Source organism: Nannocystis pusilla, assembly GCF_026626665.1.
Classification (GTDB): Bacteria; Myxococcota_A; Polyangia; order Nannocystales; family Nannocystaceae; genus Nannocystis; species Nannocystis pusilla.
This window is the reverse complement of record NZ_JAPNKE010000002.1, coordinates 7,021,690-7,038,890: the sequence shown is the minus strand read 5'-3', so window position 1 is coordinate 7,038,890 and position 17,201 is coordinate 7,021,690. Positions and strand designations below refer to the sequence as shown.

The following is a 17,201-nucleotide window of genomic DNA, read 5'->3' as shown; positions in this document are numbered from 1 at the left end:
CACATCGCGCGGTGACTGGTCAAACTAGGCGCCTTCCCGCGGGGCCGCTGCCGCGATTGGCGGCGATTACTTCGGGGCGCCTGGCTTCGCACTCTTGCCCTGCGCAGGCGCCGTACTCGCGGCGGGCTGGCCGGTCTCGGCGCGCACCTGCGCGATCCGCCGGTCCAGCGCCGGCAAGGCCTCGGGCTCGGTGGTGCGGATCGAGTCGCGGTAGCGCTGAAGGATGACGAGCGCTTCCGCACCTCGCCCGGGGACCTGCGACAGCAGCTCGCCGGCGTCGTGCAGGTACTTGAGCTGGCTCGGGTCGCGCTCGAAGGCCCGCTGCAGCGCCTCGGCGGCCTCGGCCTCGCGCCGCGGCACGCCCTGCAGCGCCTCCGCCAGCGCGACCCAGTCGGCGGCGGTCGGCTCGGGCAGGCGAGCGATCCGCCGCTGCAGCGCGACGGCCGCCTCGGGCAGCATCGGCGCGACCCGCAGGGCCTCGGCCAGCCGGCCGTAGAAGTCGGCGTCGGCGCCCGGGTCGTCGTCGGCGATCGCGTGCTTGAGGTAGTACTCGGACTCGGCCTTGTGCCCGGGCGACTTGGCGAGCACCAGCGCCAGCTCGCCCTCGCAGCGGGTGCTCTTGGGGATCTTGTTGGCGCAGGGGAGCAGGGCCTGGGTGACCTCGACGTCGTTGCCGGCGGCGCGGGCGGCGGCGGCGGCGGCGAGCGCCTGGTCGAGCTCGGCCTGCGGGAGCTGCGGCTCGGAGCGCGGCGGCGGCGGGTCGCGATCGGCGCGGCGGAACGGGTTGTGGGCGTCGCGGGCGGGCGGCTGGGGCTCCGCCGGGTGCGAGGAGACCTCGACCCGGGTCGGCGGCGGCGGGGTCGGCGTGCCGCCGCAAGCGGCGAACAGGGCGGCGGCGGCGACGAGGACGGCGGGGCGGAGCATGCGGCGGAGTATACTGCGCCGGTGTCTGCCACCGAACCCGGCTCGTCGACCGAACTCTCGCGCCCGCTCACGGCCGTGTACCCCGGCTCGTTCGACCCGATCACCAGCGGACACGTCGAGATCGTCGAGCGCGCGCTGCGGCTGTTCGACCAGGTGATCGTGGCGGTCGGGCGCCACCCGACCAAGACCGGCTACTTCAGCGTCGACGAGCGCGTGGCCCTGATCGGCGAGTGCATCGCCCACCTGCCGCGCGCCCGCGCCGCCAAGTTCGACGGCCTGATGATCGACTTCTGTATGCAGCAAGGCGCGCGCGTGATCGTCCGCGGCCTCCGCGCCCACGGCGACTTCGAGCCCGAGTTCCAGATCGCCTCCGCCAACCGCGACCTCCAGCCGGCCGTCGAGACCGTGTTCCTCATCCCCGGCCCGGCCCACCAGTTCGTCTCGAGCTCGCTGGTCCGCGAGATCGCCGGCCACGGCGGCGACTTCGCCCGCTACGTGCCCGGCCCGGTGGCCGCGGCGATGCAGCGGCGCATGCGAGGTGAATGAGAGGACATGTCCGATCATGACTGAATCGAACGACATGTCCGATGAGACAGGTTCCAAGGGCCAGCTCGCGCGGGCGGACCGGCCGTGGCGCGGCGACGAGCACGCGCTGCAGGTGGCGGCCGCGCGCGAGGCCGGGCTGCCGGCGGGGCAGACGGCGATCGACCTCTACACCGAGGGGTTCCGCCGCGGCCTGCAGGAGCGCGACCCGGCCGACGGGGCGATCGTGCTGCGCGGGCGCACGGTGCTGCGGGCCGAGGAGATGCTGCGCAGCCTCAAGCCGATGCTGCGGTTCCTGCGGATCGGGCCCGACTCGATCGGCCTGCGCGTGGTCGAGGGCGAGTTCGAACTGCGGGTCGCCGGCCAGGCGGCCGACGCCAGCGAGCCGGTGCAGGGCGCGGTCCGCATGGTGCTGCTGATCTGGATCGCCAGCGGGCTCATCGGCTTCGCCCTGCTCCAGGGCGGTTCGCAGATGGCGGCGCTGCTGACCTGGGGCGTGGGCCTGCTCGTCGGCGCGTCGGCGCTGCGGCGCGGGCAGGTCAGCGGGCGCACGATGCTGGCGGCCCGCCTCGCGGTGGGGCTCGGGATCCTCGCCCATGAAGAGCAGCTCATCCTGCCGCCCGCCGAGCGAGGCGGGTCGTGACCGTCGTCTCACCGCCGCCGGGGCTGTGCGCGCGCTGCGTGTCGGGGCGGCGCATCGATTCGGCCAAGGGGTCGATCTTCTGGCGCTGCGCCGAGCACGACCGCGATCCGAGCTGGCCGAAGTATCCGCGCCTGCCGGTGCTGCGCTGCAGCCGTTTCGTGGCCGGCGAGGTTCCGGCGGGCCCGGCGCAGGAGTAGATTGTCGGTGATGCGCCCGGTCCGTCTTTGCACCCCCGGCCTGCCGTCGCTCCTGTCGCCCGTGGTGGTGGCGGCGCTGCTCACGCCGGCGCTCGCCCGGGCGGGCAACGGGATCCACGAGCGCACCCCGGTGAAGTGGCCGGACGGCACCGCGTGCATGACGGTGATCGATCGCAGCCAGGGGCCGATCGTCCACTTCGACTACGAGATCCCGCTGGAAGACACGATGGTCACCGCCGACGAGGTGGCCGACAGCCGGCGCCACCAATTCGTCGCGTTCTGCCGCAATCACACGCCGCAGGAGCCGCTGCCGGTGTGGCTGTCGTGGAAGGACGTCGACATCGCCGACGCCGCGGGGATCTCCGACAAGGCGGACGCGACCGACCAGGACGTGCTCGAGACGCATTCCGTCTACAAGGATTGCTTCTTCCGCGTCACCGGCGACGACGAGCGGCGGCCGATCACCTTCGAAGAGGCGGCCAAGGGCTTCGACTGGGACACCACCGCGCTGGCGGCCGGGCCCTACGTCCTGCAGGGCTACACCTGGGAGCCGGCGTTCAACATTTGGAGCAAGCGGCCCGGCGTGATCCACGTGGTCGACGGGCCCGACCTGTCGGCGGTCGCGCCGGCGGCCGCGCTGACGAACACCGAGGACTTCCTGTTCGGCGAGGACACGCTGGTGCTGCAGGGCTGCGTGCGGGCGATGCCGGGCTCGACGATGAGCGGGTACTGGGCGGTGACCGGGGCCGACACGCTCGACTGGAAGCCGTTCGCCGAGGGCGTGCCGATCGACGGCGAGACGCTCGAGCTGCCGTTCAAGCCGCCGCCGGAGGCGTTGGTCGAGACCGTGGCGCTGCGCGTCGACGTGACCGACCCGATGCAGCGGACGTTCTCGGCCTATCCGCAGGCGCTGGTGGTCGTGCTCCCGGGCAGCGGCGAGACGACGACCACCGGCGACGACTGCAGCGACACCAACGCCTTCATCGGCAACGAGAGCTGCGGCGAGGCCAGCAGCGGCGGCGACGTCACCGGCGTGGGCACCACCACCGGCGCGGCGCCGACGAGCACGACGGGGCCGGACGCGACGTCGACGGGCGGCGAGACCGCGAGCGACGGCACCGGCGAGTCGGCGTCGACGACCTCGGAGGAGCTGCCGACGCGCGACTCGTGCGGCTGCCACAGCGGCGGGCTGGCGGGCTCGTGGGCGTGGACGGGGCTGGTGCTGCTGGGGCTGCGTCGGCGCCGACGCGGGGTTTCGCACCCGCGCGCGGGTGAGCGGGCCTGGCCGCGCGGGGCGCCGCGGGCGAGGTCGGAGTACACTCCCGGCGTGCGAGGTCTCGTCCGTGTCGCGCTCGTGTTCGCCGGCCTCGGCCTCCCGACACTCGCGCACGCGGGCAACGGCGGTCACCCGCGCACGCCGGTGGTCTGGCCCGACGGCGTGGCGTGCATGACCGTGATCGATCGCAGCCAGTCCAGCACGCTGCAATTCGAGTACGCGATCCCCTACGAAGACACCGAGCTGACCCCCGACGAATTGCCGACCAGCCGGCGCCACCAATTCGTCGCGTTCTGCCGCGACGACAGCCCGCAGACGCCGCCGCCGGTGTGGCTGTCGTGGACCGACGCCAATGTCTGGCTCGATTGGGCGGCCCAGAAGATGATCGACGCCGAGCTGATCGAGGACGACGACGTCCTCGAGACCCACCCGCTCTACGCGGATTGCTTCGTGCGGATCACCGCCGACGCCGAGCGGCGGCCGATCACCGAGGCCGAGGCGATGAAGCCGGTGGTGTGGGACACGACGGGGCTGCCCGCGGGCGCCTGGCGCATCGACGGCTATACGTGGGAGCCGGAGCTCAACCGCTGGTCGCGGCGACCCGGGGTGGTGCACGTGGTCGACGACGCCGACCCGGCCTCGGCCCCGCCCGCGGCGGCGCTGACCAACCCGGAGGGCGCGTTCGTGTTCGCCGGCGAATCGTACGTGCTCGAGGGCTGCGCGCGGGCGATGCCCGGCTCGACGCTCACCGGCTACTGGGCGCTGGCAGACACGCTCGAGTGGCAGCAGTTCGCCAGCGAGCCGCTCGAAGGCGAGACGATCTCGCTGGCATTTTCGCCGCCGCCGGAGATCGCGCCCGACTTCGTGGCGCTGCGCGTGGACATCACCGACCCGATGCAGCGCACCTATTCGACGTACCCGGTGTCGTTGTTGTCGGTGCTCGCGCCTTCCGACACGTCGACCGGTGGTTGCAGCGACAGCGGATCGTTCCTGCAGGGCGACGAGACCTGCGGGGACAGCGACAGCTCGAGCGGGGGCGCGCCGACGACCGACGCGAGCACCGGCAGCGACGCGAGCACCAGCAGCTCGGGCACCGGCGACGAGGCCACGACCTCGCCCGGGACCGGCCCCGAGCCCGCGGGTTGCGGCTGTCGCAGCGAAGGGCCGGGCGGCGCGGCGGCGCTGCTGCTGCTCTCGCCGCTGCTGCTGCTGCTGCGGCGGGTGACGCGCGCGAACGCTTGACGGCCCGCGGGTGATGCAGGATGCGGGTCGATGCTGGCGACCCGTGCGTCGTCCTCCACTTCGATGTCATCACCGCGTGCGAGGTCGCCTGTGCTTCGCTGGTTTCGGACTGTCGGCCGCGGCGCGGCGATGACCGACGGCCCGTCGTCCGGTCATCGATGGGTCGCCGAGCGAGGATTCCGGACTCCGCTCACGGGGGTGTGGGTCGGAGCTCCCGGGAGCGGCGTTCGGACTGCGGGGACTCGTGAGTCGGGCGGCGATCCGCGAGCGACGTTTGCTGCGACCGGGGTGCCGGCAGCATCGTGGACCCGGACATCCTCGCAGGACGGCTGCTGCAATTGACCTGCGAGATCGGCCCTCGCGGTGATCTGTCTGCAACGCACATCACATTCACGGCTGCCGGGGCGCCACTTCGCGACAGCGACACCGGGCGGGCGAAGAAGCGGTGGCGATCGGAGGCGCCGCAGACCGCGGGCGGCCGGGCCTCCGCGGCGGCCGGGCGACCGCGCGCCGACCGCGGCGGCCGAACTCACGCCTGTCCGCGCCGATCCGGCGACGGCGGCGGCGCTGCGAAGATGGCCGCGGCGCTGCGATAAGATGTCCCGAGAGACAGCTCGTACGACCGCGCGGTGATCGATCTGCCAGTGGCGACGAATGGGCGGCCGGGCGCGAGCGCGGGCGGCCGGTCGGACGTCCGGGTCGCGCGGGCGTGACATTCGGCGCGGCCGGGCAATGGGCTGCGGCGGCGGGCGGGGCGTGATGGGCCGCGCGGCGGGCGGCGCGAGGGGTTCGCGGCGGACGGCGCGGGAAGCGAGGATCCACACTCGGCCGGCTGTGACGGGCCTGGGGACGCGGGGTAGACTCCGCGCGCCTCGATGTCCGCAGCGCCCCGCGACAACGCGCCATCCCAGCCGATTCCCGAGCTCATCTGCGAGCTCTGCCGCTTGTTTTATCAGCTCGGTTGGGTCAGCGGGACCGGCGGCGGCATCTCGATCCGCGGGCCCGAGGGCATTTATATGGCGCCTTCGGGGGTGCAGAAGGAGCGCCTGCGGCCGGAGGACATCTTCCTGCTCTCCGACCAGGCCACCGGCGAGCACGACTGCGAGGTCGTGCGCGGGCCGGCCACGGGGCTCAAGGTCAGCGAGTGTCGGCCGCTGTTCTTCAACGCCTATCGCCTGCGGGACGCCGGCGCGGTGATGCACTCGCACTCGGTGTGGGCGGTGCTGGCGGCGCGGCTGTTCGCGCCGCAGGGCGGGCCGGGCGAGTTCGTGTGCCAGGGCCTGGAGATGCAGAAGGGCCTGCGCGGCATGGGCTGCTTCGACACCCTGCGGGTGCCGATCATCGCCAACACCCCGCGCGAGTCGCAGCTGACGGCGAGCATGGGCGAGGCGATGCAGGCCTACCCCGACGTCGACGCGGTGCTGGTGGCGGGGCACGGGGTGTACGTGTGGGGCCGCGACTGGGTGCAGGCCAAGACGCAGGCCGAGAGCTACGACTATTTGTTCCGCGCGGTGGTCGAGTCGCATCGGCTCGGCCTGCCGGTCGGCGGGGCGTGACGCGGAGGAGACCATGCAGCTCGCTTGGCTCGAGGATTCGCCCCATGGCCCTTCGGCCGTGGGCTCACTGCGCGGCGAGGGGCCGACGCTGGCCGACCTCGCGGCGGTGGGGGTGCTCTACGAGCGCCTGCCCGACGACGATTTCCAGGGCGCGCTGGACCGCCTGAAGGCGGCCCGCGGCTACGTCGCGCAGGACGTGATCGAGCTGCGGCCGGACACGCCGAACCTCGACGGGCTGCTGGCCAAGTTCAAGGACGAGCACCTGCACCGCGACGACGAGGTCCGCTTCGTGCTCGATGGCGAGGGCATCTTCGACATCCGCGGCGCGGACGAGCGGTGGATCCGGGTCCAGGTCGAGCGAGGCGACCTGATCGTCGTCCCGGCCGACCTGTATCACCGCTTCTTTTTGACCGAGCGGCGGCAGATCCGCTGCGTGCGTCTGTTCAAGGACGCCGCGGGCTGGGTGCCGGAGTACCGCGCTTGATGACGCTGGATTCGCATTGTTCGCGAGAGGATCAAGGTAGACGATGACTGCAAGCACTGTGTCGAAGCAAAAGCCGCCCACCACGCCCGACTACAAGGTCGCCGACATGGGCCTGGCCGATTGGGGCCGCAAGGAGATCGCCCTGGCCGAGAAGGAGATGCCCGGGCTGATGGCGCTGCGCGCCAAGTACGGGGCGGAGAAGCCGCTGAAGGGGGCCAAGATCGCCGGCTGCCTCCACATGACGATTCAGACGGCGGTGTTGATCGAGACGCTGACGCACCTCGGGGCCGAGGTGCGGTGGTCGTCGTGCAATATCTTCTCGACGCAGGACCACGCGGCGGCCGCGATCGCGGCCACCGGCGTGCCGGTGTTCGCGTGGAAGGGCGAGACCGAGGAGGAGTACTGGTGGTGCGTCGAGCAGACGATCCGCTGGCCCGACGGCAGCCCGCCGAACATCCTGCTCGACGACGGCGGCGACCTGACGCTGGTGCTGCACCGTCCGGAGCACCTCGGCTCGCTCGAGCACTGCCTCGGCGTCAGCGAGGAGACCACCACCGGGGTCCACCGCCTGTATCAGATGGCCGAGCGCGGCGAGCTGAAGATCGCGGCGATCAACGTCAATGACTCGGTGACCAAGAGCAAGTTCGACAACCTGTACGGCTGCCGCGAGAGCCTGGCCGACGGCATCAAGCGCGCGACCGACATCATGGTCGCGGGCAAGGTCGTGGTCGTGGCCGGTTACGGCGACGTCGGCAAGGGCTGCGCCCAGTCGATGCGCGGCTTCGGGGCCCGGGTCCTCGTCACCGAGGTCGACCCGATCTGCGCGCTGCAGGCGGCGATGGAGGGCTTCCAGGTGACGACGATGGACGAGGCGGCCAGCATGGCCGACATCTTCGTCACTGCCACCGGGTGCTGCGATGTCATCACGCTCGAGCACATGCGGAAGATGAAGGACGAGGCGATCGTCTGCAACATCGGCCACTTCGACAGCGAGATCGACGTCGCCGGCCTCGTCGCCGACAAGGGCGTCCGCGAGATCAACATCAAGCCGCAGGTCGACCGCTTCGTGTTCCCCGACGGCCACGCGATCATCCTGCTGGCCCGCGGCCGCCTGGTGAACCTCGGCTGCGCCACCGGCCACCCCAGCTTCGTGATGAGCAATAGCTTCACGAATCAGGTCCTCGCCCGCTGTCGCTCTACACCGAGCGCAGCCGTTATGCGCGGGGCAAGGTGTACGTGCTGCCGAAGCGCCTCGATGAGGAGGTCGCCCGCCTGCACCTCGGAAAGCTCGGCGCCAAGCTCACCCGCCTCAGCGACAAGCAGGCCGAATACCTCGGCGTGTCGCAGGAGGGTCCGTTCAAGCCCGAGCACTACCGCTACTGACCCGGGCGGGCGCGCCGGGCTCGCCTGGTGCGCCGATGTCCCGACTGTAAGAGGGGGCGGCCGCGACCGTCCCCCTTCGCTTTTCTACGGCGCTTAAGGTAGTCAGCAGCGTGTCGGCATCAAGAGAATGTCTGCGCGCGCCCGCGCATACGCTGCGGCCCGGCGGACGAGCGTCCGCTGAAACGGAGTACCGGCGCACCTAACATCGGACTGACGCGCGTTCGCGGGATACTGCACAGGGGGCGCGCGGGTTGCCGCGCAGGTCGCCGCCCGATGCCGACGAGTCGGAAGTCGGCAGTTCCGCCGATATGAACAGTGTCGCGGGCGGACGGCCGCTACCGATTTCGCAGGCCGGGCGGACGAGCGCCCCAAAGCGCTCCCACGGCCGCGAAGCGCCCGCTGCGGGCGGGAGCGCAAAGACGCGGTTTTGAGGCGATGAGGCGGGCAAACGAAACGGCCGTGTAAACGCGGGACATCCAATAGCTCCGCATGGGCCGATCGGTTGCGGGCACCCGATGGGAGGACCCCGACGGTTGGGGGGACCCCAACGGTTGGGGGAACTGGGCGCGGGGGGAACTGAGGAGTGGGGGGAACTGAGGAGTGGGGGGAACTGAGGAGTGGGGGGAACTGATCCGACCGGGAGGACGCGGGGGACAGGGGGAAAGGGGGTCGGGACAGGGGGAAGCGGGGAAAGTGGGGGGACTGAAAGTGCGGGGACTGAAGATTTTTGGCGGCGCCCGCCGAATATGGATTGACCTTGGATCTCGGGTCATGCAAAAGCTAAGACGATGTCTAGGTTCGAGACGACCTTCCGCAATGCCGTCGCGAATGCCGAGCGCGACGTGATGATCGAACAGATCCGTTCTAATCCCCAGATGAGCCTCGCTGAGCTCGGCAAGCTCGCGACTGGCGAGCTCGGCTCGCTGCTCAAGGGGATCACGATCGGTGAGCTCCTGGGTCAGGGTGGCGGCGCAGCGGCCCCCAGCCCGCGCGGCGCGGCCGCCGGGAAGCCGGTCAAGGTCCCGCGAGCGCTGGCCAAGGCCCCCGAGAAGGCCGGCCGCAAGGGCCGTGGCGCCGCGGCGCCCGCCAAGGAGGCGCCCGCGCCGGCTGCGAAGCGTGGCGGCGGGTCCAAGGCGGTCGTCGACACCCGCACCCCCGCGGGCCGTGACGCCTACGACCAGGGCATGCTGAACGCCCTCAAGAACGCCCCGGGGCCGCAGGCCGCGCCGGACCTGTCGGCCGTGGTCGGCGGCACCCCGCTGCAGGTCCGCACCGCCCTCGCCCGCCTCATCGAGCGCGGCCTCGTGTCGTGGACCGGTCAGGCCCGCGGCACTCGTTACACTGCCGTCTGAAGAATGGCCGGCGCCAGCCCTCGCCTCGTCACCCGCGAGGCCGCCGGGGCTGCGCCGGGTCCGCCATTGCTGTTCCGTAAGTCGTCCGGGCCATCGGTCGTCCGGCGGGTCCCGCGTTCGTCCGCGCGAATCCAACTTCGCGGACCATGCGGTAGATTCGCCGGCGTCGTCTGACTGTCCCGCGTTCGGTCACGTCGCTGCCCCACGGCCCGGTCGGCCCTCGCCGTCACAATCGTGATAGGCACCCGGCCATGCCTGCCGTGCCGCCTCGCGAGTTCCCTGCGACCTCGAGCCCCGATCCCCGCGTCTCGGGCCTCCTCGTCGACACGATCAAGACCCTCGCCATCGACGCCGTGCAGAAGGCGAACTCGGGCCACCCGGGGATGCCGATGGGCGCGGCCGTGATGGCCTCGGTGCTATGGACGCGATTCCTCGTCCACGACCCCGAGCACCCGCGTTGGCCCGACCGCGATCGTTTCGTGCTGAGCGCCGGCCACGGGTCGATGCTGCTGTACGCGTTGCTGCACCTCACCGGCTATGATCTACCGCTCGACGAGCTGAAACAGTTTCGTCAGTGGGGCAGCAAGACCCCGGGCCATCCCGAGTACGGACATACCGTCGGGGTCGAGGTGACCACCGGCCCCCTCGGCACGGGATTCGCGGCGGCCGTCGGCATGGCGCTGGCGGAGCGCTTCCTCGCTGCGACGTACAACCGGCCGGGGCACGACATCGTCGATCACTTCACCTACGGCATCTGCAGCGACGGCGACCTGATGGAGGGGATCGCCTCGGAGGCCGCGAGCCTGGCCGGACACCTCGGTCTCGGCAAGCTCGTGTTCCTGTATGACGATAACAAGATCTCGATCGACGGCTCGACCGACCTCGCGTTCACCGAGGACGTCCCGGGCCGCTTCGCCGCGTACGGCTGGCACGTGCAGCGGGTCGACGGCGCCGACGCGGCCCAGGTCGAGGCGGCGCTGGTCCTCGCCCGCGCCGAGACCACGCGGCCGAGCCTGATCGCCTGCCGCACCGTCATCGCCGCCGGCAGCCCCAACAAGGCGGGCACCCACGGGGCCCACGGGGCGCCGCTCGGCGACGCCGAGATCGTGGCGACCAAGAAGGCGATGGGCTGGCCCGAAGACCAGTCGTTCCGCGTGCCCGACGAGGTCCGCGCGGCCTTGGCCGAGCAGCGGCGCGGGCTCGGCGAGCAGCGCAAGGCCTGGGAGGCCAAGTTCGCCGCCTATCGCGAGGCCCACCCCGAGCTCGCCAAGCAGTTCGAAGCGCTGCAGAGCGACGTGGTCCCCGAGGAGGTCTTGAGTGCGATCCCGAGCTTCGAGCCGGGCTCGGCCGTGGCCACCCGCAAGGCCGGCCAGAAGATCCTCGAGGCGCTGGTGAAGGCCCACCCGACCCTGATCGGCGGGTCCGCCGACCTCGCCGGCTCGAACGGCGTCGAGCTCAAGCTGCCGGCGCAGAGCCGGACCCGCCCCGACGGGCGCGTCATGCACTTCGGCGTGCGCGAGCACGGCATGGCCGGCGTCTGCAACGGCCTCGCGCTGCACGGCGGCGTGCGGGCCTACGGCGCGACCTTCCTGGTGTTCTCCGACTTCCTGCGCGGGGCGCTGCGGCTGTCGTCGCTGATGAAGGCGCCGGTGGTCTACATCTTCAGCCACGACAGCTTCTGGGTCGGCGAGGACGGCCCGACCCACCAGCCCATCGAGCAGCTGATGAGCCTGCGGCTGATCCCCGACCTCTACGTCGTGCGGCCGGCGGACGCGCGCGAGACGGCGGCGGCGTGGCGGCTGGCGCTGCAGCGCGGGCACGGCGAGGGCGCCACGGCGATCCTGCTGACGCGCCAGGACCTGCCGATCATGGCCGAGACGCGCGAGCAGATCGGCGAAGGCGCCTACGTGCTGTGGCAGCCCGAGGGCCCGCTCGACGGCATCCTGGTGGCGACCGGCTCCGAGGTCGCGACTGCGCTGGCCGCGGCCAAGACGCTCCACGCCGACCACGGGAAGCGCGTGCGGGTGGTCTCGATGCCGTGCTGGGAGGCCTTCCTCGCCCAGCCGAAGGCCTATCAGGACAGCGTCCTACCGCCCGAGATCTCACGCCGCCTGTCGGTGGAGGCGGGCACCACGTTCGGGTGGGACCGGTTCGCGGCCCACCAGCACGGCCTCGACCACTACGGCGCCAGCGCCCCCGGCAAGCTGCTCGCCGAGCGGTTCGGCTTCACGCCGGCGGCGGTGGTGAAGCACTGGCTGGAGCTCCCCTAGGCGCTCGCGGCGCGCGGGGCGGGTGCGGACGATCACGCCCCGCCGGGCAGCCTCAAGCGGCCAAGCGGGGCACCTTGTGGCATGCTCCGCGCGCTCAAAAGCACCCACAGGGGTTGTCTTTCGGGCTCCAGGGCAAAACTTCGACCCCCCGGCCGAGGGCCATCCAGGTCCGAGGATCGAGGGGTCGAGCAGCACAACAGGCTCGGAGGGCCGGCGGCGGACTCGCTCCGCATCCCATTTGCCGGGACGCCCGGACCCCCGACACCTGCACTCGTCATCGGCAAGGTCAGCAGAGCACTACCATGGAACTCGCAAAGGTCCGAAACATCGGGATCTCCGCGCACATCGACTCCGGCAAGACGACGCTCTCGGAGCGCATCCTGTTCTACTCGGGGAAGATCCACAAGATCGAGGAGGTCAAGGGCAAGTCAGGCGTCGGCGCGACGATGGACTCGATGGACCTCGAGCGCGAGAAGGGCATCACGATCCAGTCGGCTGCCACCTTCCTCGAGTGGAAGGACCACTTCCTCAACCTGATCGACACCCCCGGACACGTCGACTTCACGATCGAGGTCGAGCGCGCCCTCAGCGTCCTCGACGGCGCGATCCTCGTGCTGTGCTCGGTCGCCGGCGTGCAGTCGCAGTCGATCACCGTCGACCGGCAGATGAAGCGCTACAACGTGCCGCGGCTCGCGTTCATCAACAAGATGGACCGCTCCGGCGCCGACCCGTTCAAGGTCACCCGCCAGCTGCGCGAGAAGCTGCGTCACAACGCCCACCTCGTCACCTACCCGATCGGCGCCGAGGACCAGTTCGAGGGCGTCGTCGACCTGCTCACCCGTGACGCGCTCTACTTCGACGGCGACAACGGCGAGAACATCCGCCGCGAGCCGTGCCCCGAGCACCTCAAGGAGGCGGTCGAGGAGTACCGGCTCAAGCTGGTCGAGGCGCTGGGCGACTTCGACGACACCATCATGGAGCGCTTCCTCGAGGGCGACGGCGCCAACGTCACCGCCGAGGAGATCGTGCCGGTGCTGCGCAAGGCGACCCTGTCGCTCAACTTCACCGCGGTGTTCTGCGGCTCGGCCTACAAGAACAAGGCCGTGCAGCACCTGCTCGACGGCGTGGTCAAGTACCTGCCGGCGCCGGACGAGGTGAAGAACGTCGCCTACCAGATCGCGAACGACGGCAAGGAGACCGAGGTCATCCTCAAGAGCGACGAGGCCTCGCCGCTGTGCGCCCTCGCGTTCAAGCTCGAAGAGGGCAAGTACGGTCAGCTGACCTACATCCGCATCTACCAGGGCCACGTCAAGAAGGGCGACACGATCTTCAACACCCGCACGGGCAAGAAGAACAAGGTCGGCCGCCTCGTGCGCATGCACGCCGACGAGATGGTCGACATCGAGGAGGTCGGCGCGGGTCACATCGCGGCGTTCTTCGGCATCGACTGCGCGTCGGGCGACACCTTCACCGGCCCCGACGTCATCTACTCGATGCGCTCGATGTTCGTGCCGGCGCCGGTCATCAGCTACGCCGTCACCCCGACCAAGAAGGACGGCCTGGCCAACTTCTCGAAGGCGCTCAACCGCTTCTCGAAGGAGGACCCGACCTTCCGCGTCCACCGCGACGAGGAGTCGGGCGAGACCATCATCCAGGGCATGGGCGAGCTGCACCTCGACATCTACATCGAGCGCATGAAGCGCGAGTACCAGGTCGAGACCACCGTCGGCGAGCCGCAGGTGGCCTACCGCGAGACCATCACGTCCGAGGTGCCCTTCACGTACATCCACAAGAAGCAGACCGGCGGCTCCGGTCAGTACGCGAAGATCGGCGGGGTGATGCGCCCGCTGCCCGAGGACGCGCCGGACAAGACCTACCGCTTCGTCGACAACGTCGTCGGCGGCAAGATCCCGCGTGAGTACATCCCGTCGTGCGACAACGGCTTCCGCCAGTCGCTCGACCGCGGCGTGCTCATCGGCTTCCCCGTCGTCGGCGTCGAGATGGAGGTCAACGACGGTGCGGCCCACGCGGTCGACTCGAGCGACATGGCGTTCCAGATCGCCGCCCGCGCGGCCTTCAAGGAGACCATGCCCAAGGCCGGTCCGCAGGTGCTCGAGCCGATCATGAAGGTCGCCGTCGAGACGCCCGAGGAGTTCCAGGGCGGCATCCAGGGCGGCCTGGTCCGTCGCCGCGGCAACATCATCAACTCGGAGTCGAGCATGGGCATCAGCGTCATCGAGGCCCACGTCCCGCTGGCGACGATGTTCGGCTACTCGACCGAGCTCCGCAGCATGTCGCAGGGCAAGGCCGAGTACACGATGGAGTTCGAGCGCTACGAGGCGGTCCCCCGCCAGGTGCAGGACGACCTCATCAAGAAGTACGCCGGCAACAAGAAGGGCTGAGCCCGCGCGGACCCGAGTCCGCACATTCGAGGGCGGTGCGAGCGATCGCGCCGCCCTCGGCGTTTTTGGCGGTGGCATCAAAGGCTCGCGCCCCGGCGTGAGCCGCCGGTTCGGCGATGTCGCTCGGCGTCACCCGGGGCCCGCGATTCGACGCGTCGGTCCAGCGGTCGACATCACTCCGGACCGCGATTCACTGCTCCGGTGACCTGTCCTAACGGCCAGCCTGCGCCAGGGCTCGCTCGAGCGCGTGGCGGCGCTGGAGGGCGGCGCGGTCGCCGGGGCGGGCGAGGAGGCGGGGCAGCAGGTCGCGGGCGCGGGCGAGGGCGTCGGGCTGGCCGTCGCGGAGGTACGAGCCGAGCAGCTTCTCCTCGAGCAGGGCGATCTGGGCCGGCTCGGTGATGAGGCCCTGGGCCAGCGCCTCCTCGAGGTCGCCCTGCAGCTCGCGCTCCCGCGGGACCCGCTGGCTCTCGAGCGCGCGCGCCAGCAGCAGGTGGCTGTGGACCTCGTGCGGCGCGAGCACGCGGAGCAGGCGGGCGTAGTGGAGCGCCAGCGAGGGGTTGTCGAGCGCGAGGGCCAGGCGCACTTGCATGTGCAACACCGGCGGCTCGCGGCCGTCGACCTGGCTGCGCGCGGCCGCGAGGATCGCCGCGTAGGCCGGGGCCTCGGCGATCAACGACTCCATCACCACGGTCCACGGCGCCAGCTCCTTCGGCATCAGCGGCGCCAGCTCCTCGGCGTTGGGGTAGCGGCCCAGCAGGTAGCGCGTCAGGTCGAGGTCGGGCGGGTGACGCATCGTCGCCAGAGTCCGCGCCAGCGAGCTCGCCGACTCGGCCGCGTCGCCCAGCTCGCGCGCCGCGTGGGCCCGCCGCAGCCACGCGTCGGAGTTGGCCGGCTGCAGCTCGCTCGCCACCGTCGCCCGCGCCCGCGCCTGCGCCCAGTCCTCGATCTCGAGCGCGCGCTGGGCCAGCAGGATGTGCAGCGAGGCGTCGAGCGGGCGCATGCGCTGAGCTGCCTCGGGGGACATGTCCCCGGCGAGCACCGCGGCGTCGCCCGTGGTGCGGTTCTGCCAGGTGTAGGGCTGGGCCCACAGCGCCAGCGCGGCGGCGCCGGCCAGGCTGAGGCCGCCGACGAGGATGGCCGGGCGGGCCGGGGCGCGGAAGAAGCCGCGGCGCTCCGACAGCGCGCCGGCGAGGGCGCACAGCGGCGCGGCGACGCCGAGGAACTCGAGGTTGAAGTCGGCGAGGTTGTGGATCGCCAGGGCCAGGGGGCCGCACAGGGCGACGCGGCGGGCGCTGACGTGGCGGCCGCTGCCGGTGCTGTAGACGGCGGCGATCCACCACCACAAAAGGCCCAGCGCGACGAGGCCGCCGCCGAGCGGGCCCCACTCGATCAGCATCGCCGCGGGGGCCGACTCGAGGTGGGTGTGGACCACGCCGAGCGGGCGCGAGTCGACGGCGGGGAACAGGTCGAGGAAGGCGCCGCGGCCCACGCCGAGCACCGGCGACAGGTCGATCAGCGCGACCGCGTCGGAGGCGATGCGGAACTTGGTCTCGGCCTCGTTGACGCGCCACAGCGTCGACAGCTCGGCCCACGCGCCCTGGCGCGCGACCACCAGCGCGAGCAGCCCGAGCCCGGCCGCCAGGGCCGCGCGCTGCAGCCACAGCCGGCCCTGCGGGTCGCGCGACTTGGACCTGCCCGCAGGGACAGGTCCGTTTCGCCAGGCGAGCATCAGCGCCACCGGGGCGACCACCGCGAGGGCGACGATCGCCGCCCGCGACAGCGACAGCAGCAGCGCCGCGCCCTGGATCGCCAGGGCCCCGAGGGCCGCCAGCCGGCGCTCGCGCAGGCGGCCGACCAGCACCGCGTCGGTGGTCGTGCGGCCCTGCAGCCGCATGTGCACCGCCAGCGCGCCGGCGCTGAAGATCCCGAGCAGGAACAGGCCGGCCTGGTGGTTGGCGTTGACGAAGGTCGTCAGCAACGCCGGGGTGATCGTCGGGTCGACCTGCAGCGGCTGGTAGAGGCCGTAGATCGCCTCGACGCCGAAGGCCGCCTGGGTGAGGCCGATCAGCGCCACCAGCGAGCCGGCCAGCGCGACCAGGCCGGCGCTGACGCGCCACGACAGCTGCGCGGCGCCGACGAACAGGCCGGTCAGCGCGAGCAGGCGCGCGGCCTCCAGCGCGCTGTCCCCGGGGACAGGTGAGGCTCGGCCACGCCGTCGCGCCGCTGCCGGTCAGCGCCGCGGCGACGCGCGCGGTCAGGCCGGGCGCCACCAGCTCGCGCACGAACAGCGGCAGCGGCATCCACTGCAGCAGCGTCAGCCCGGCGGCGAACAGGCCGATGAACGCGCCCGAGGGCACGCGCAGCGGCTGCTCGCTGCGCGTACACAGGCGGATCCACAGCGCCAGCACCACCGCGCAGAAGCCGGGCACCACGACCGACGGCACTCCGCCGAGCCACAGGGCCGGGCCCGCGATCGCCAGGCCGAGCAAGATCCGCGACCACGGCGGCTGGGACGGCCGGTCGCGCGCGATCGAGCTGACCGCGGCCTCGGGCTCGAGGCCGCGAACCACCACGGACGGGATCTTGGGAGGGGACATCGGCGAAGGCCGCGACGGGGGAGCGGGCGCGATAGGGGGGTCGCAAGAACGCGCGTCAGGTCGAGTCGGCGGAGGTCCGGCGCACGTGACAAGGATACTAGCCCGAGCGGCACCCGGCCTGCCGGGCTGCTTCGGACCTGCTGCTGCGGGGCGAACGAACGGCTTCCGCGGGTCGGCGGCCGAGTCCTCGCCGCAGAGATCTACCCCTCAGTCCTCGCCGGCAGTTCGCCCGCGAGGGGCCCGCCCGCTCGGCTTCGGCCCCTGCGGCCCCGCCACCGGGAGCCAACGGGCGGTCCCGACCCTCGCCGTCTCCGTCGCACACCGACGTACCG

The 17,201-nt window shown here is 71.7% G+C and carries 11 protein-coding genes and 1 pseudogene; 10 read left to right on the top strand and 2 right to left on the bottom strand.

Annotated features, from left to right (window positions below):
• Positions 1 to 66 precede the first annotated feature (66 nt).
• Positions 67 to 924: a tetratricopeptide repeat protein gene (locus OV079_RS31050; protein ID WP_267772672.1), complete on the bottom strand. Its 858-nt coding sequence runs from the start codon at positions 922 to 924 to the stop codon at positions 67 to 69.
• Between the two features lie 21 nt (positions 925 to 945).
• On the opposite strand from OV079_RS31050, the gene coaD reads away from it, so the two are divergent.
• The 10 genes and pseudogenes from coaD to fusA all read left to right on the top strand — a co-directional run bounded on the left by coaD (position 946) and on the right by fusA (position 14,272).
• Positions 946 to 1,470, top strand: coding sequence for a pantetheine-phosphate adenylyltransferase (gene coaD, locus OV079_RS31045; protein ID WP_267772669.1), 525 nt, complete (start codon positions 946 to 948; stop codon positions 1,468 to 1,470).
• 16 nt (positions 1,471 to 1,486) lie between these two features.
• Positions 1,487 to 2,110, top strand: coding sequence for a hypothetical protein (locus OV079_RS31040; protein WP_267772668.1), 624 nt, complete (start codon positions 1,487 to 1,489; stop codon positions 2,108 to 2,110).
• Positions 2,107 to 2,307: a hypothetical protein gene (locus tag OV079_RS31035; protein WP_267772667.1), complete on the top strand. Its 201-nt coding sequence runs from the start codon at positions 2,107 to 2,109 to the stop codon at positions 2,305 to 2,307. Before OV079_RS31040 ends, OV079_RS31035 begins: the two co-directional genes overlap by 4 nt.
• Before the next feature lie 10 nt (positions 2,308 to 2,317).
• On the top strand, positions 2,318 to 4,825 hold the full coding sequence (locus OV079_RS31030) for a hypothetical protein (RefSeq protein WP_267772665.1): 2,508 nt from the start codon (positions 2,318 to 2,320) through the stop codon (positions 4,823 to 4,825).
• Positions 4,826 to 5,700: 875 nt separating this feature from the next.
• Complete coding sequence (mtnB, locus tag OV079_RS31025; protein WP_267772664.1) at positions 5,701 to 6,381, top strand: methylthioribulose 1-phosphate dehydratase; 681 nt, start codon at positions 5,701 to 5,703, stop codon at positions 6,379 to 6,381.
• Positions 6,382 to 6,439: 58 nt separating this feature from the next.
• The gene (locus tag OV079_RS31020; protein WP_267772663.1) at positions 6,440 to 6,865 is read left to right on the top strand and encodes a 1,2-dihydroxy-3-keto-5-methylthiopentene dioxygenase; all 426 of its coding nucleotides are present in this window, start codon (positions 6,440 to 6,442) and stop codon (positions 6,863 to 6,865) included.
• 43 nt (positions 6,866 to 6,908) lie between these two features.
• Positions 6,909 to 8,248: pseudogene (gene ahcY, locus OV079_RS31015) on the top strand (adenosylhomocysteinase).
• 788 nt (positions 8,249 to 9,036) lie between these two features.
• Positions 9,037 to 9,600, top strand: coding sequence for a hypothetical protein (locus OV079_RS31010; RefSeq protein WP_267772661.1), 564 nt, complete (start codon positions 9,037 to 9,039; stop codon positions 9,598 to 9,600).
• 251 nt (positions 9,601 to 9,851) lie between these two features.
• Complete coding sequence (gene tkt, locus OV079_RS31005; RefSeq protein WP_267772659.1) at positions 9,852 to 11,870, top strand: transketolase; 2,019 nt, start codon at positions 9,852 to 9,854, stop codon at positions 11,868 to 11,870.
• Positions 11,871 to 12,172: 302 nt separating this feature from the next.
• Positions 12,173 to 14,272 (top strand): elongation factor G, encoded by a 2,100-nt coding sequence (gene fusA / locus OV079_RS31000; RefSeq protein ID WP_267772657.1) that lies wholly within the window; start codon positions 12,173 to 12,175, stop codon positions 14,270 to 14,272.
• 211 nt (positions 14,273 to 14,483) lie between these two features.
• Here the strand turns inward: fusA and OV079_RS30995 are convergent, their stop codons facing one another.
• Positions 14,484 to 16,346: a hypothetical protein gene (locus OV079_RS30995; RefSeq protein WP_267772655.1), complete on the bottom strand. Its 1,863-nt coding sequence runs from the start codon at positions 16,344 to 16,346 to the stop codon at positions 14,484 to 14,486.
• Positions 16,347 to 17,201 lie beyond the last annotated feature (855 nt).